This window comes from Stenotrophomonas sp. 10L48 (genome assembly GCF_056395105.1).
Genome location: NZ_JBFTIX010000005.1, coordinates 162888 through 177233, shown reverse-complemented (window position 1 = coordinate 177233; position 14346 = coordinate 162888). Strand labels below are relative to the sequence as shown.

17 protein-coding genes are annotated in these 14346 nt (G+C 66.8%); 13 read left to right on the top strand and 4 right to left on the bottom strand.

Annotated features, from left to right (window positions below; all coding sequences use genetic code 11):
* Nucleotides 1-40 precede the first annotated feature (40 nt).
* The 11 genes from hpf to AC1DCU_RS10050 all read left to right on the top strand — a co-directional run bounded on the left by hpf (nt 41) and on the right by AC1DCU_RS10050 (nt 8960).
* Entirely contained in the window at nt 41-358 is a 318-nt protein-coding gene (hpf, locus tag AC1DCU_RS10100; protein WP_004147311.1) for a ribosome hibernation-promoting factor, HPF/YfiA family, read from the top strand.
* Nucleotides 359-379: 21 nt separating this feature from the next.
* Nucleotides 380-832, top strand: a complete 453-nt coding sequence (locus AC1DCU_RS10095) for a PTS sugar transporter subunit IIA (protein WP_032977285.1) — start codon at nt 380-382, stop codon at nt 830-832.
* Nucleotides 829-1779, top strand: a complete 951-nt coding sequence (hprK, locus tag AC1DCU_RS10090) for an HPr(Ser) kinase/phosphatase (RefSeq protein ID WP_004147299.1) — start codon at nt 829-831, stop codon at nt 1777-1779. Before AC1DCU_RS10095 ends, hprK begins: the two co-directional genes overlap by 4 nt.
* 27 nt (nt 1780-1806) lie before the next feature.
* Complete coding sequence (rapZ, locus tag AC1DCU_RS10085; RefSeq protein ID WP_032951584.1) at nt 1807-2691, top strand: RNase adapter RapZ; 885 nt, start codon at nt 1807-1809, stop codon at nt 2689-2691.
* A gap of 429 nt (nt 2692-3120) precedes the next feature.
* The gene (locus tag AC1DCU_RS10080) at nt 3121-3513 is read left to right on the top strand and encodes a PTS sugar transporter subunit IIA (protein WP_025874023.1); all 393 of its coding nucleotides are present in this window, start codon (nt 3121-3123) and stop codon (nt 3511-3513) included.
* A complete protein-coding gene (locus tag AC1DCU_RS10075) occupies nt 3506-3775 on the top strand; it encodes an HPr family phosphocarrier protein (protein ID WP_025874024.1) in 270 nt (89 codons plus the stop codon). The genes AC1DCU_RS10080 and AC1DCU_RS10075 overlap by 8 nt, the downstream gene beginning before the upstream one ends.
* 2 nt (nt 3776-3777) lie before the next feature.
* Nucleotides 3778-5547: a phosphoenolpyruvate--protein phosphotransferase gene (gene ptsP, locus AC1DCU_RS10070; RefSeq protein WP_025874025.1), complete on the top strand. Its 1770-nt coding sequence runs from the start codon at nt 3778-3780 to the stop codon at nt 5545-5547.
* Between the two features lie 281 nt (nt 5548-5828).
* Complete coding sequence (mgtE, locus tag AC1DCU_RS10065; RefSeq protein ID WP_025874026.1) at nt 5829-7190, top strand: magnesium transporter; 1362 nt, start codon at nt 5829-5831, stop codon at nt 7188-7190.
* A gap of 11 nt (nt 7191-7201) precedes the next feature.
* Nucleotides 7202-7468: a hypothetical protein gene (locus AC1DCU_RS10060; protein WP_442251280.1), complete on the top strand. Its 267-nt coding sequence runs from the start codon at nt 7202-7204 to the stop codon at nt 7466-7468.
* A 70-nt stretch (nt 7469-7538) separates the two neighbouring features.
* Nucleotides 7539-8336 carry a carboxylesterase family protein gene (locus AC1DCU_RS10055; RefSeq protein ID WP_025874028.1) on the top strand — a complete coding sequence of 266 codons (798 nt, stop codon included), beginning with the start codon at nt 7539-7541 and terminating at the stop codon, nt 8334-8336.
* Nucleotides 8337-8468: 132 nt separating this feature from the next.
* A complete protein-coding gene (locus AC1DCU_RS10050; protein ID WP_051585095.1) occupies nt 8469-8960 on the top strand; it encodes an REP-associated tyrosine transposase in 492 nt (163 codons plus the stop codon).
* An 81-nt stretch (nt 8961-9041) separates the two neighbouring features.
* Here AC1DCU_RS10050 and AC1DCU_RS10045 read toward each other — a convergent pair whose 3' ends face one another.
* From AC1DCU_RS10045 to AC1DCU_RS10035, 3 genes are read right to left on the bottom strand one after another with little or no spacing between them, the layout of a single operon-like run.
* Entirely contained in the window at nt 9042-9992 is a 951-nt protein-coding gene (locus tag AC1DCU_RS10045) for an aspartate carbamoyltransferase catalytic subunit (protein ID WP_025874030.1), read from the bottom strand.
* A 16-nt stretch (nt 9993-10008) separates the two neighbouring features.
* Complete coding sequence (ruvX, locus tag AC1DCU_RS10040; protein ID WP_025874031.1) at nt 10009-10476, bottom strand: Holliday junction resolvase RuvX; 468 nt, start codon at nt 10474-10476, stop codon at nt 10009-10011.
* Nucleotides 10469-11035 carry a YqgE/AlgH family protein gene (locus tag AC1DCU_RS10035; RefSeq protein WP_032977293.1) on the bottom strand — a complete coding sequence of 189 codons (567 nt, stop codon included), beginning with the start codon at nt 11033-11035 and terminating at the stop codon, nt 10469-10471. The genes ruvX and AC1DCU_RS10035 overlap by 8 nt, the downstream gene beginning before the upstream one ends.
* Before the next feature lie 81 nt (nt 11036-11116).
* Between AC1DCU_RS10035 and AC1DCU_RS10030 the strand changes: the two genes are divergently transcribed.
* A complete protein-coding gene (locus tag AC1DCU_RS10030; RefSeq protein ID WP_032977295.1) occupies nt 11117-12928 on the top strand; it encodes a DUF4153 domain-containing protein in 1812 nt (603 codons plus the stop codon).
* Nucleotides 12925-13470, top strand: a complete 546-nt coding sequence (locus AC1DCU_RS10025; RefSeq protein ID WP_025874034.1) for a DNA-3-methyladenine glycosylase I — start codon at nt 12925-12927, stop codon at nt 13468-13470. Before AC1DCU_RS10030 ends, AC1DCU_RS10025 begins: the two co-directional genes overlap by 4 nt.
* A 74-nt stretch (nt 13471-13544) precedes the next feature.
* Here AC1DCU_RS10025 and AC1DCU_RS10020 read toward each other — a convergent pair whose 3' ends face one another.
* Nucleotides 13545-14252 (bottom strand): YitT family protein, encoded by a 708-nt coding sequence (locus AC1DCU_RS10020; RefSeq protein WP_025874035.1) that lies wholly within the window; start codon nt 14250-14252, stop codon nt 13545-13547.
* Nucleotides 14253-14346 lie beyond the last annotated feature (94 nt).

The following is a 14346-nucleotide window of genomic DNA, read 5'->3' as shown; positions in this document are numbered from 1 at the left end:
GGAGAGGTTCATTGGCACATCCGATCAAAGGAGAAACCCGATGCGCATCGAAACGTTTGGCAAAGATGTCGAAGTCACCCCGGCCCTGCAGTCCTATGTAGAGGAGAAGCTGGCCCGGATCGGCAAACACTTCGACCAGCACTGCGAAGCGCGGGTGACGCTCAAGCTGCAGAAGACTGAACACCACGTCGATGCCAGCCTCAATATTCCGGGTCAGACCCTGCACGCTGAAGCCAATGCGCAGACCATGTATGCGGCGATCGACCTGCTGGCGGACAAGCTTGACCGCCTGGTGATCAAGCACAAGGAGAAAAAACAGCAGCACGCACCGCTGCCGGTGGGCGACAATGGTGGCTGATCGCCACCGCTCCCCGCAGACATGCCCCTGACTGACCTCCTGGCGGCCGTGCAGACCCAGCTCTGCACGGCCACCGACCGCGACAGCGTCCTGCAGGCCGCGGCCGGATTGCTGGCCTGCCGCCAGGCCAACGCCGAACAGATCTATCTCAACCTGTGCCAGCGCGAGGCGTTGGGCAGTACCGCGATCGGCTACGGCATCGCCATCCCGCATGGTCGTGCGCCGACCCTGGATCGCCCCCGTGGCGCGCTGCTGCGTCTGCAGACCCCGGTCGATTTCGGTGGTGACGAGCCGGTGGACCTGGTGTTCGCCATGGCCGTTCCCGCCCACTACACCCATCAACACCTGATGCTGCTGTCCGAGCTGGCCGAGCTGTTTTCCGCGCCCTGCATCCGCCAGGCGCTGCGCGAGGCCGGTGATGCACGGGAACTGCGCCAGGCCCTGGACCTGACCCCACCGGCGAGCGCCGCATGAATACCAGCATCACTGCCCGCGAACTGTTCGAACAGCAGCGAGAGCGGCTCGGCCTGCGCTGGGCAGCGGGCAAATCCGGCGAGAAGCGTGAGCTGGAGGCCGGCAATACGGTCTCGCGACGCCCTTCGCTGGCCGGCTATCTCAATGCGATCTATCCCAACAAGGTGCAGATCCTCGGTACCGAGGAACTGTCCTGGCTGGACGCGCTGGAACCACGCCAGCGCTGGGAAACCATCGAAAAGATCATGCAGTCGCATCCGCTGGCGCTGGTGCTGACCCGCAACCAGCCGTGCCCGGAAGACCTGCGCGCGGCCGCCGATGAATCCGGCACGCCGCTGTGGTTGTCACCCAAGCGCGGCCACGAACTGCTCAACCATCTGTCCTACCACCTGGCCCGGACGCTGGCGCCGCGGGTAATCCTGCATGGCGTGTTCATGGAGATCTACTCCATCGGCGTGCTGATCACCGGTGAAGCGGGATCAGGCAAGAGCGAGCTGGCCCTGGAACTGCTCAGCCGCGGTCACCGCCTGGTGGCCGACGACGCCCCCGAGTTCACCCAGATCGCCCCCGACGTGCTCGATGGCACCTGCCCGGAACTGCTGCAGGACCTGCTGGAAGTGCGCGGCCTGGGCGTGCTGAACGTGCGCGAGATGTTTGGCGACACCGCTGTAAAGAAGAACAAGTACCTTCGGCTGATCGTCCACCTGACCAAGCCGATGACCGAGCCCACCCCCCATGGTTACGAGCGCCTGACCGGCGACTCGGGCACGCGCCACGTGCTGGACCTGGACGTGCCGCTGATCACCCTGCCGGTGATGCCCGGCCGCAACCTGGCCGTCCTGACCGAGGCGGCCACCCGCCTGCACATTCTGCGTACCAAGGGTATCGACCCGGCGGCGATGTTCATCGCCCGCCACAGCAACCTGCTGGAACGGCGAACGCCCTGACCTCCCTGTCCTTCGAAGAGCCCGTCCATGAGCACCGTCATTCCCACCGCCCCGACCCTGATCATCGTCAGTGGCCTGTCCGGCTCGGGTAAATCCGTCGCCCTGAAGACCTTCGAGGACCAGGACTACTACTGTTCGGACAACCTGCCGATCCAGCTGCTGCCGGATTTCGTGCGCAATGTGCTGAGCCACCATGACGGCGCGGCATCGCGCCGGTTGGCGGTGGGCATCGACGTGCGTGGGCAGAGCGACCTGACCCAGTTGTCCAGCTGGCGGCAGCTGGCCACCGATGCCGGCGTCGACGCCAAGGTGCTGTTTTTCGAGGCCAGCGATGAAACGGTGCTCAAGCGCTACGCCGACACCCGCCGCCGGCACCCGCTGAGCCAGCTGGGCCTGTCGCTGCCCGAAGCGATTGCCCGTGAGCGCGAGCTGATCGCGCCGCTGCGCCGCGAAGCCGATGCGGTGATCGATACCAGTGCGTTGAACGTGCACCAGCTGCGGCGCCGGATCATCACTGAATTTGCGATGGGCCATGCCAGCCGCCTGTCGCTGCTGTTCGAATCGTTCGCCTACAAGCGTGGCGTACCGGCCGAGGCCGACTTCGTGTTCGACGCGCGCGTGCTGCCCAACCCGCATTGGGATCCGGAACTGCGTGCGTTGAGCGGCCGCGAACCCGGCGTGCGCGACTACCTGGAAGCGCAGCCGGATGTGCAGCGCTACCTGGCGCAGCTGATGGATTTCCTGGATACCTGGCTGCCCAAGCTGGGCGATGGCACCCGCAGCTATGTGACGGTGGCCTTCGGTTGCACCGGCGGCAAGCACCGCTCGGTGTTCCTGGCCGAACGCCTGGCCCGCCATGCGCGTGAGATGGGCTGGGAAGACGTGGCGACGTACCACCGCGAACAGGATTGAGGGGGTCGGCCGGGCTGCGCCCGGCACCCGCAGAAACCACGGCAACGTCAACAGCAACAGCCGAAGCAACAGCAACATCGGATTCCCTTGGATGGCGAGGCGGTGTGGGCGCGCAGGACACGCCGTAAACCCATCCTTGGGGGCTCGATGGCGCCATCCATGGCGCCAACGGTCCTGCACCCCCACACCGCCCCGCCTCTGACAGATCGCGGCGGGTCGGAGTTGCACTGTGGGTAGGTGTCGACCTTGGTCGACACGGTAGATCCACGCCATGCGTGGATGAATCTCTGTCAGGCATCGAAAAAACGGATGGAGTCGGATCCCTTTTTCAACGAAAAAGGGCTCTGACCCGAACAACGCTGAATACGGGACACAGTGCCCCTCTCCTGCTGCTATCGCCAATTCACCTTGACCTGTTAACGTGCAGTAATGACCTGTGGCATTCTCCTCGTAACACATCCTGGGGTCGGGATCGCCCTGCTCGACGTGGCGACCCGGCTTCTGCGGCAGTTGCCGCTGAAGACCGAAGCTTTCGAAGTACCGTTCGACGCAGACCTGGATGCTCTGCTCCCGCTCGCCTCGGCCGCTCTGCGGCGGGTCGATGGGGGCGATGGCGTGCTGATCCTGACCGACCTGTACGGCGCCAGCCCTGCCAACCTTGCCGGGCAGCTGGCCCGGTTGGGGACCCCGGTTCGCCGGGTGTCGGCGCTGAGTCTGCCGATGTTGCTGCGGGTGATGAATTATCCGGAACAGGGACTGGATCAACTGCCCGCCACTGCGGCGGCGGGCACCCGTAATGGAGCGATAGTCGACGATGCTTGAACGAGAACTCACTGTGAGCAACCGCCTGGGCCTGCATGCCCGGGCCACCGCCAAGCTGGTGCAGACCCTGGCGCCGTTCCGCTGCAACGTGACCATGGCCGCCAAGGGCCGTGAGATCAACGCCAAGAGCATCATGGGCGTGATGCTGCTGGCGGCCGGGCAAGGCACGCCGGTCACCATCCGCATCAACGGCGAAGACGAAGTCGCCGCGATGGATGCGGTGGTCGACCTGTTCGAGCGTCGCTTCGACGAGGACAACTGAGCGTGCCGCGCGCGCGCGCCGGCCAAACCCCTACCGGCCAACGGCCGGTACAGCTGCTGGCCGGCCACGGCGCCGCCCGCGGCACGGCAATGGGCCGCGCCCGCGTGCGCCTGCCGCATGCACTGGAAGTAGCCGAACAGCGCGTCGCCCCCTCCCAGGTTGAATCCGAGCTGGCACGCCTGCATCGCGCCGTGGACGCGGCGCGCACGGAGATGCACGAGCTGCGCCAGCGCCTGCATGGCGCGCTGAACCAGGAAGTTGGCGAGTTCCTCGACCTGCATGCACTGCTGCTGGACGATCCCGAACTGCTGTTCGGCCTGGACGAACTGATCCGCAGTGGTCCCTACAGTGCCGGCTACGCGCTGCGCCTGCAGCGCGACCGCCTGGCCAAAGTCTTCGACGGCATGGACGATGCCTACCTGAAGAGCCGCATGGACGATCTCGACCATGTGATCGGGCGCATCCACGCGTTCCTGCAGCCGGAACGGCCCGCAGCGGTGAAGGGCCTGGCCGGCGAAATCCTGGTCTGCGACAACATCGCCCCTTCCGAGCTGGCCCAGCTGCAATCGCACGGTGTGGTCGGTATCGTCACCAGCGCTGGCAGCGCGCTTTCGCACAGTGCGATCCTTGCCCGCAGCCTGCACCTGCCGTTGATCGTCAGCGTGCCGCAGCTGCTGAACAAGGTGATCGACGGCGACGTGCTGATCATCGATGGCGCCGACGGCAGCATCACCGTCAACCCGCAGGCCGATAACCTGCGTGATTACCGGGCGCGCCTGAAGGAGCACGCACGCGAGCAGCGCGAGCTCGGCCGCCTGCGCAGCAAGCCCAGCCGTACCCGCGACCAGGTCGACATCGCACTGCTGGCCAACGCCGAATCGCTGGAAGATGTGACCCAGGCGCATGCGCTGGGCGCCCACGGCCTGGGCCTGTACCGCACCGAATTCCTGTTCCTGCAGCGCAACGAGCTGCCGGACGAAGAAGAACAGTTCCAGACCTACCGCGATGCGGCGCTGGGCATGAGTGGCCGGCCGGTGACCATCCGCACCCTCGACCTGGGTGCAGACAAGGCCGACCGCACCGGCCTGACCCTGAGCAACGAGGAAAACCCGGCGCTGGGCCTGCGCGGCGTGCGCCTGTCGCTGGCGCGGCCCAAGGTGGCCGACACCCAGATGCGCGCGATCCTGCGTGCCTCGGCCTACGGCAAGCTGCGCGTGCTGGTGCCCATGGTCAGCACCCGCGACGAACTGCTGGCGGTGCGCCGGCGCATGCTGAAACTGGGCGAGCAGCTGCGCGCCGAGGGCCACATGGTGGCCGAGCATGTGCCACTGGGCGCGATGATCGAAGTACCCGCCGCCGCGCTGGCGCTGGAGAGCTTCATCGATCTGGTCGACTTCCTGTCGATCGGCACCAACGATCTGGTGCAGTACCTGCTGGCCGCCGACCGCAACAACGAAGCCCTGGGCGAACTGTATTCGCCGCTGCATCCGGCCGTGCTGCGCCTGCTGCAGATGGTGATCGAGACCGGCGCACGCCATCGCATTCCGGTGGCGGTATGCGGCGAAATCGCGGGCGACGCACGGATGACCCCGCTGCTGCTGGCACTGGGCCTGACCGAGTTCAGCCTGCACCCGGGCACCCTGCTGGAAGTACGTCGTGCTGTCCGTGATGCCGATCTGGGAGCCCTGCGCGCCCGCGCACCGAAGCTGCTGGGCATGCGTGACCGCCGCGGCATCGAGCGCTGGCTGGCGCTTGTGGCGGACGCGTCCTGACCCCCGCGCTACGCGCTCGCCGGGCACGGCCCGGCGCTACCGCCGCGTGTCACCTTTGGTAGCGCCGGGCCATGCCCGGCGGATTCGATCTGGAGCAGCAGCCCCTTGTTGTTCAAGGAGCGCGCCGACAGGCGGGGGATGAGGTGGCATGCGTGGACCCCAGTGGCCTGTGGCCAGCGGGGTATGCGCTGAAACATCCCCTTGCGATAATGACACGCTGAACACCCCTGTTGCCGCATCCTTGCTGGGATCGCGGCTTTTCTTATCCCGCGGGAGCTGCGATGGCTGAGGCCGTACGCCACGACAAGACTGCGCGCCAGTTGCGGATGCTGTCCGATGCACTGGACAGCGGTCGGCTGGGCCCGGTACGCCGTCTGGTCAATACCCTGGCGCCGGCCGAGATCGGCAACCTGCTCGAATCGTTGCCGCCGGGCAAGCGTGAGATCGTCTGGGGCCTGGTCGATCCGGAAGACGATGGCGAGGTGCTGGTCCACGTCGGCGACGACGTGCGCGAAAGCCTGCTCGCGGACATGGACCCGGACGAAATCATCGCCGCGGTCGAAGACCTCGACATCGACGATCTGGCCGATCTGGTCGAAGACCTGCCGGACACGGTCATCGACGAAGTCCTCAAGTCGATGGACCGCGAGAACCGCGAGCGCCTGGAGCAGGTGCTGTCCTACCCCGAGGACAGCGCCGGCCGCCTGATGAACCCGGACGTGGTGACGGTACGCGCCGACGTCAACGTCGATGTGGTGCTGCGCTACCTGCGCCTGCGCGGCGAACTGCCGGACCACACCGATCACCTGTTCGTGGTCAGCCGCCGCCACCAGTACCTGGGCCGGGTGTCGCTGGCCTCGCTGGTGACCCACGAAGACACCACCCCGATCAACCGCCTGATCGACGATGAGCAGCCTGCCATCGATGTCGGCGAGAGCGACCAGGAAGTGGCGCGGCAGTTCTCCGACCATGACTGGATCTCCGCGCCGGTGGTGGATGACAACAACATCCTGATCGGCCGCATCACCATCGATGACGTGGTCGACATCATCCGTGGCCAGGCCGAGCACCAGGCGCTGGGCGCCGCCGGCCTGGACGAGGACGAGGACCTGTTCAGCCCGGTCTGGCGCGCGATGCGCCGCCGCTTGATGTGGCTGTCGGTGAATCTGTGCACAGCCTTCCTGGCCTCCAGCGTGGTCGGCCACTTCGAGGGCACCATCGACAAGCTGGTCGCCTTGGCGGTGTTGATGCCGATCGTCGCCGGACTCGGCGGCAACGCCGGCACCCAGGTGCTGGCACTGATGGTGCGCGGCCTGGCACTGGGCCAGGTCGGCAGTTCCAACGCACGCACGCTGCTGTGGAAGGAAGTGCGGGTGGCCCTGCTCAATGGCGTGGTGCTCGGTTCGGTGCTGGGCCTGATCGTGCTCGCCTGGTTCCACTCGCCCGGACTCTCGGCCGTGATCGCCATCGCGCTGACCTGCAACCTGTTGTTCGCGGCACTGGCCGGCGTGCTGGTGCCCCTGGGCCTGAAGCGCTTCGGCTTCGATCCGGCGCTGGCCAGCGGCATCTTCCTGACAGCGGTGACCGACTCGATGGGCTTCTTTACTTTCCTCGGCCTGGCCACCATGGTCCTGCTGCACTGACTGGAACTGCCATGGCAACGACGATCGAAAACTACTTTGCGCCGGGTTGGCGCGACCAGCTTCACACCTGTGCCGCCTGCGAGTGGAAAGGCAGTTCGCGGGCAATGGTGATGGAACTGGACGAGGACGCCACCGAGTATGTGTGCCCGGTGTGCGACAACCCGTTGCTGGTGGTGCTGCACCCGGACATGGCGCAGGTGCAGGCCGCAGCCGCAGGCGGCAATGCCGAAGCACAGGAGCAGCTGGAGATCATCGCCAGCTTCCCGCGCCCGCAGTGATGCGGCGCACGATGCCGGGCCGGTCGCGGCGCACTACCATCGAGGCGACATCGCCCTCATGGGAACCGCAATGCTTCGATCGCTTCTGCGCTGGCTGCCGCTGCTGGCCCTGCTGATGTTGACCGGGTGTGCCAGTACGCCGCCCGGTGCCCGCGGCCACTTCGAGGCACGTGCGGTGAAGGTGGACGGCGACACCGCCTACTACCAGGTGTTCATACCGGCCGCTGCCGCGCGCGCGGCTGGTCCGCTGCCGGTGGTGCTGTTCCTGCACGGCTCCGGCGAGCGCGGCGGCGATGGCGTGAAGCAGACCCACGCAGGCCTGGGCCCGTACCTGCGTCGGCACGCGGCCGACTTCCCCGCGCTGGCGGTGTTTCCGCAGGTTCCCGGCGACGAGGAATGGAGCGGCCGCAACAACCGCGTGGCGATTGCGGCACTGGACGCCACGATCGCCGAGTTCGGCGCTGACCCGGCAAGGCAGTACCTGACCGGAATGTCGATGGGCGGCTATGGCAGCTGGAACATCGCGCTGGACGATCCGAAGCGCTTTGCCGCGATCGTGCCGGTGTGCGGTGCGGTGCTGGCACCACGTGCGGTACGCCCTACCCTGTTCGTCGAGCAGGTGGCGAACGAAGCGGATCCCTATGCGGTGATCGCGCAACGGTTGCAGCGCACCCCGATCTGGATCTTCCACGGCGCGCTGGATGACGTGGTGCCACCGGATGATGATCGCCGGCTGCATGCAGCGTTCCAGACCGCCGGCGCGCGCGACGTGCGCTATACCGAGTACGCGGAGGGCAACCACAATGCCTGGGATGCCACCTACGCCGACGCGGCGATGTGGGCGTGGCTGTTCGCCCAGAAGCGCTGAGCGCTTGCTCCGGTAGAGGCCAACCTTGGTTGGCCCCCTTCTGGTAGATGCCAACCTTGGTTGGCACCAGCCTACCCAAGATCAAGCCATTCCCCGATGTCCGTCGCAAGCGTGTCCGCCCAAGCTTGCGGCATGCAAAACGTCCGCCTCCTGCTCGGCCGTCGCTCCAGCATCGGTCTCAGCTACATCCTGACTACCGTCGTGGATCGTCGTGCGCCCCTGTTCGCCAACGACGCTGCCGCAGCCCTGGCAATCCAGGAATTCCAGAGGCTGGATCAGGAAGGCTTCACCCGCTCGATCGCCTACGTGGTCATGCCCGATCACATCCACTGGCTGCTCGAACTACGTGCGGGAACACTGGAAACCGTCATGAAGCGCTTCAAATCGCGCACGGCGCAGCAGGCAAACCGGTTGTTGGGAAGGGGCGGGCGCTTCTGGCAGGCCTGCTACCACGATCATGCGATCCGCTCGGACGAATCGTTGTACCGGCATGCGATGTACCTGATGGGCAATCCGATCAGGGCGGGTCTGACGACGCAGTTGGGGCAGTATCGGCACGCATGGTGCGAGTGGGAGCTCGAGGCCTTGGGTGATCGACCGGAGGCATTCAGCACGGACGGATAGTGCCAACCAAGGTTGGCATCTACCAAAGCAGTGCACGTGCCAACCCAGGTTGGCACGCACCAACGCAGCAATCGGAGGCAATCAACCCAGCAGGGTTTCCAGCACGGCCATGCGTACGGCGACGCCGTTGGCGACCTGGCGCAGCACCCACGACTGCGGGCCGTCGGCCACTTCATCGGTCACTTCCACGCCGCGGTTGATCGGCCCCGGGTGCAGCACGGCGGCATCCTTGCCGGCGCGGGCCAGGCGTGCGGTGTTCAGGCCGTACTGTGCGTGGTACTGCTCCAGCGACGGCACCAGGCCTTCTTCCATGCGCTCGCGCTGCAGGCGCAACATCATCAGCGCGTCGACGCCTTCCAGCATCGCGTCGAAATCATCACCGACCACGCAGCCCTTGAGGGTGTCGTCGTCAGGCAGCAGCGACTGCGGGCCGCATACGCGGATCTCGCCCACGCCCAGCGTGCGCAGGGCATGCAGGTCGGTGCGGGCCACGCGCGAGTGCTTGACGTCACCGACGATCACCACCTTCATCTTCGAGAAGTCCGGGCCCTTGGCCTGGCGCAGGGTCAGCATGTCCAGCAGGCCCTGGGTCGGGTGCGAGCTGCGGCCGTCGCCGGCATTGACCAGCGCGGTGCCCTCGCCCGCCACCGCAGCCAGCGCCGCCACGGCGCCGTCATCGGGGTGGCGCACCACGAAACCGCGCACGCCCATCGCTTCCAGGTTCTTCAGCGTGTCGCAGGCGGTTTCGCCCTTGCGCGTGGACGAGGTGGAGGCGTCGAAGTTCAGCACGTCCGCACCCAGCCGCTGCGCCGCCAGATGGAACGAGCTGCGGGTACGGGTGGAGGGTTCGAAGAACAACGTGCACACCGCCGATCCGCCCAGCACGTGGCGCTTGTTACCGACACGGCCGACCGCGGCATCGCGGATCTGGCCAGCGCGGTCGAGCAGTTGCACCAGGGTGTCGCGGGGAAGACCTTCAAGCGTCAACAGGTGGCGCAGGCGGCCGGAGTCATCGAGTTGCTGGGCGGTCATGGCGGGGTTCGTATCGTCAGGGAATGGGAATGGCGTCGTCCGGCGACGACAACCAGCGGTCGATGATCACCGCCGCAGCCACGGCATCGAGCGCAGCCGCGTCGCGGCGACGCTTGCGCCCTTCGGCGCGCTCGACGGCGAAGCGGCGGGCGGCCTCGACCGAGCTGGAACGCTCGTCGATCATCACCACCGGCAGCTTGAAACGTTCCCGCAGCTGGCGGGCAAAGCCCTGCGCGCGCTTGCGGTTGGGCTGGTCCTGGCCGTCCAGGGTCAGCGGATCGCCAACCACCAGGCCATCGGGCTTCCATTCCTTGAGCAGGCGTTCGATCGCCGCCCAGTCGGGGCCATTGCCGTGCACATCGACCACGGCCACCGCACGCGCATGCGCGGCGAAGGCACTGCCGATCGCCACGCCGATCCGGCGCGAGCCGACATCGAAACCGAGTACGGTGCCATCGCGACGGATGAGGGCCGGCTCAGACATGGCCGCTGTAATCGGTCAGCCGGAACAGATCGACGCCAATGCGCGACGCGGCGCCCTGCCAGCGCTGTTCCAGCGGCAGCTGGAACACCAGTTCGGCATCGGCCGGCACGGTCAGCCAGCTGTTTTCGGACAGTTCGCTTTCCAGCTGGCCGGCACTCCAGCCCGCGCAGCCCAGGGTGACCACGGCATTGGCCGGGCCTTCGCCACGCGCCATCGCCTCAAGGATGTCACGCGAGGTGGTCAGGTACAGGCCCTCACCGACGACGAGGCTGGAATCCCACGCGCGCGCGTCGTCATGGATGACGAAGCCACGCTCGGGATGCACCGGTCCGCCATTGAGCACCGGACGCGCCTGCAGGACGCCATCGCCGGTAGCGATCTCCATCTGCGCAAGCACCTCGCCCAGGGTGTACTCGGACGGCTGGTTGACCAGCACCCCCATTGCCCCGTTCTCGTCGTGCTGGCAGATCAGCGCGACGGTGCGGGCGAAGGTGGCGTCGATCAGCGACGGCAGCGCCACGAGCAGGTGATTGGCGAGGGAAGTCGGCATTACTGGCATGGGCGCCATTCTAACCGCTGCGACCGGATGCGGGCGCGAAGGGATGGGCTAGGATGGCGCTCTTGCAAGGAGGACGACCCGATGCAGCAGGATGCAACGCTGTCATGGCCCACCCGCAGCATGATCGTGTTGATCGCACTGCTGCAGGGGCTGATGCTTTTCGCGGCCCAGGAACTGGCGGATCAATGGCCGTTCCGGGACATCGGCTGGCGCTACTGCTGGTATGCCTGGGTATTGACCGTGCCCACCGCAGTGGCCTTGACGCTGGTCGATCTGAAGGCCTGGCGCCTGTGGCTGCACGCCGGGTTGGCCTCGTTGCTGGTCCTCGCCCTGGCCGCTTGGACCGCCTGGAACCTGAGCGGAGAAACCGCGCTGTATGCGGCCGTGCTGCAGGTTCCGCTCTCGATCTGCCTGGCCGTTGCCACGTTCATTGCCCTGCCGTGGTGGCAGTTCCGCCTGCATGCCGGACATTGGCGGGCCGACTATGGCGCGTTGTTCGAACGCGCCTGGCAGAACGGGCTGACCCTGGTGCTGGCGGCGGTGTTCACCGGCTTGACCTGGCTGCTGCTGTGGCTGTGGGCGGCGCTGTTCCGGATGGTCAAGGTCGACTTTTTCCACGTCCTGTTCGGCAGCGATGCCTTCATCGCCTTGGCCACCGGCATGCTGGCAGGCTTCGGCGTGCTGATCGGGCGCACCCAGCATCGCGCGATGCAGATCACCCGCCAGGTGCTCTTCGCGATCTGCCGCGGCCTGCTGCCATTGCTGTCGTTCATCGCGGTGCTGTTCGTGCTGTCGCTGCCGTTCACCGGGCTGGCGCCGCTGTGGGCCACGCGTTCGGCCGCCAGCCTGCTGCTGGTGCTGGCGGTGCTGCTGATCAGCCTGGCCAACGCGGTCTACCAGCACGACGACGGCACCCCGCCCTACCCGGCATGGCTGCGCCGGCTGGTCGAGGCCAGCCTGCTGGCACTGCCGATCTACGCCGGCCTGGCGCTGTATGCGATGTCCCTGCGGGTCAGCCAGTACGGCTGGACCCTCTCGCGCTTCTGGGGCGTGGCGGTGGCAGTGCTGATTGCCGGCTATGCCATCGGCTACGCCTTCGCCGCACTGCGCCGGCACGGGCGTTGGCTGCATCGGCTTGAGCCGGTCAACCGCTGGATGTGCTGGGCCGTGCTGGCAACCGCACTGCTGGCCATCTCGCCGGTGATCGACCCGGTGCGCATCACCCTGGCCAGCCAGATGAAGCGCCTGCGCGCCGATCCGGCGTTGATGACTGCGGACGCCGCAAATCAGCTGCGTTTCGAGCTGGGCCGTCGAGGTGTGCAGGCGCTGCGCACGCTGCAGAAAGCACCGTCATTGGCGGCCGACACGCGCGCCTCCAGCATCATCGTGCAGGCCCTGGCCCGGCAGAAGCGCGAGTCACGCTGGGATAACGACATCGACGATGGCGTGCGCGACCTGGCCAGCCTGAAGTCACGGATCGTGCAGGCCAAGGGCACCGCCTCGCCAGCCGATGACTGGTGGCAGGCGATACTGGACCGTCGCTTGCACGCGGGCGATTGCCTGGACGACGACAAGACCGGCGACAACCGCTGCGTCACCCTGCGCCGTGACCTGGACGGCGATGGCCAAGACGACGTGCTGCTGTGCATGACCAGTCTGTACAGCGGTCCGCGCTGCCAGCTGCACGTGCGTGAACCGGCTGGCTGGAGAAAGGAGGGTGAGGTTTCCTTCCAGGACGTTGACCAGCGCACCTCGGACGGGGCCCCGCAGGCCCTGCGCGACGGCCGCCTGACCATGCAGCCGCCGCGCTGGCCGACGCTGCTGCTTGACGGCGCGGCGGGCCAGCTGGAGATTGATCGCAGCAACGACCGCGCGGAGGCGGCCACACCATGAGCGGATACTGCCGCATCGCCCCGGGCCATCCGGTGCACGAGTACTACCACGCCAATGAATATGGCTTCCCGCAGCGCGATGAGCGTGAACTGTTCGAGCGCCTGCTGCTGGAGATCAACCAGGCCGGCCTGAGCTGGGAGACCATCCTGAAGAAGCGCGAGGGATTCCGCGCGGCCTATGACGCGTTCGACGTTGATCGCGTGGCGGCCTACGCCGAGCAGGACATCGAGCGCCTGCTGTCGGACCCGGGCATCATCCGCAACCGCTTGAAGGTGCTGGCGGCGATCCACAACGCGCAAGTGATCCAGCAGCTGCGCCAGAGCCACGGCAGCTTCGCCGCCTGGCTGGACGCACACCATCCGCGCAGCAAGGCCGACTGGGTGAAGCTGTTCAAGAAGACGTTCCGCTTCACCGGTGGCGAGATCACCGGCGAGTTCCTGATGAGCCTGGGCTACCTGCCGGGCGCGCATGCCGAGGACTGCCCGGTGCATGCAACGCTGCTGAAGCTGGCACCGCCGTGGGTACAGGCAGCGCGCGGCTGATGCGCATCCGCCGGGCATGGCCCGGCGCTACCGGGGCGCGTGGCACCTGGGCGGGCGATCCGCCGAATGCGGAATCAGACGCCCATGTAGCGGCCCGGGCGGTGGTTGAACATCAGCACCAGGCTGAGTACCACCGCACCGATGGCCGAGTACATCACTTTGGACGGCGACAGCACGAAGAACGCGGCCACCATCAGGCACGCATCGAAGGACATCTGCACTTTGCCGGCGCTCCAGCCGCGGGTGCGCTGCAGGTACACCGCCAGGATGCCGATGCCGCCGAGGCTGGCGCGATGGCGGATGAAGAACAGGATGCCCAGGCCGGACAGCGCGCCACCGACCAGCGCCGAGTACAGCGGCGCGATATGCGAAAAGTCCGCCCAGCGCGGCAGGATGTCGGTGAGCAGGCCGCAGGCAGTGACCGCTGCGAACGTCTTCAGGGTGAATTCCCAGCCCATGCGGCGCACGGCCACCCAGTAGAACGGCAGGTTGACCAGCACGAACACCAGGCCGAAGTTCCAGCCCATCGAATAGTGCAGCAGGAAGGCCATGCCGGCCATGCCGCCGATCATCAGCCCGCCCTTGGCGAAGATGGCCAGGCCCAGTGAGGCCACGAGCATGGCCAGCACCATGCCCTGCACGTCCTCGGCGACCGAGTGGCGCAGCGCCTTCTCATCGGCGGGGGTGCCGGCAACATCGGGCGGCGGGGTCAGCGGGCCAGCGGTGACCAGGTGGCCGTCAGCGTCGTCGCACGGCGCCGGGCCATGGGATTGGAGGGACATACAGGTGGGGGCACTACGGGTGGGGAGCGGTATTAGACACGATCTGCATGACAGTTGCAGATGAAATCGTTCAGTTGGGAGTTGCGGCGAACGG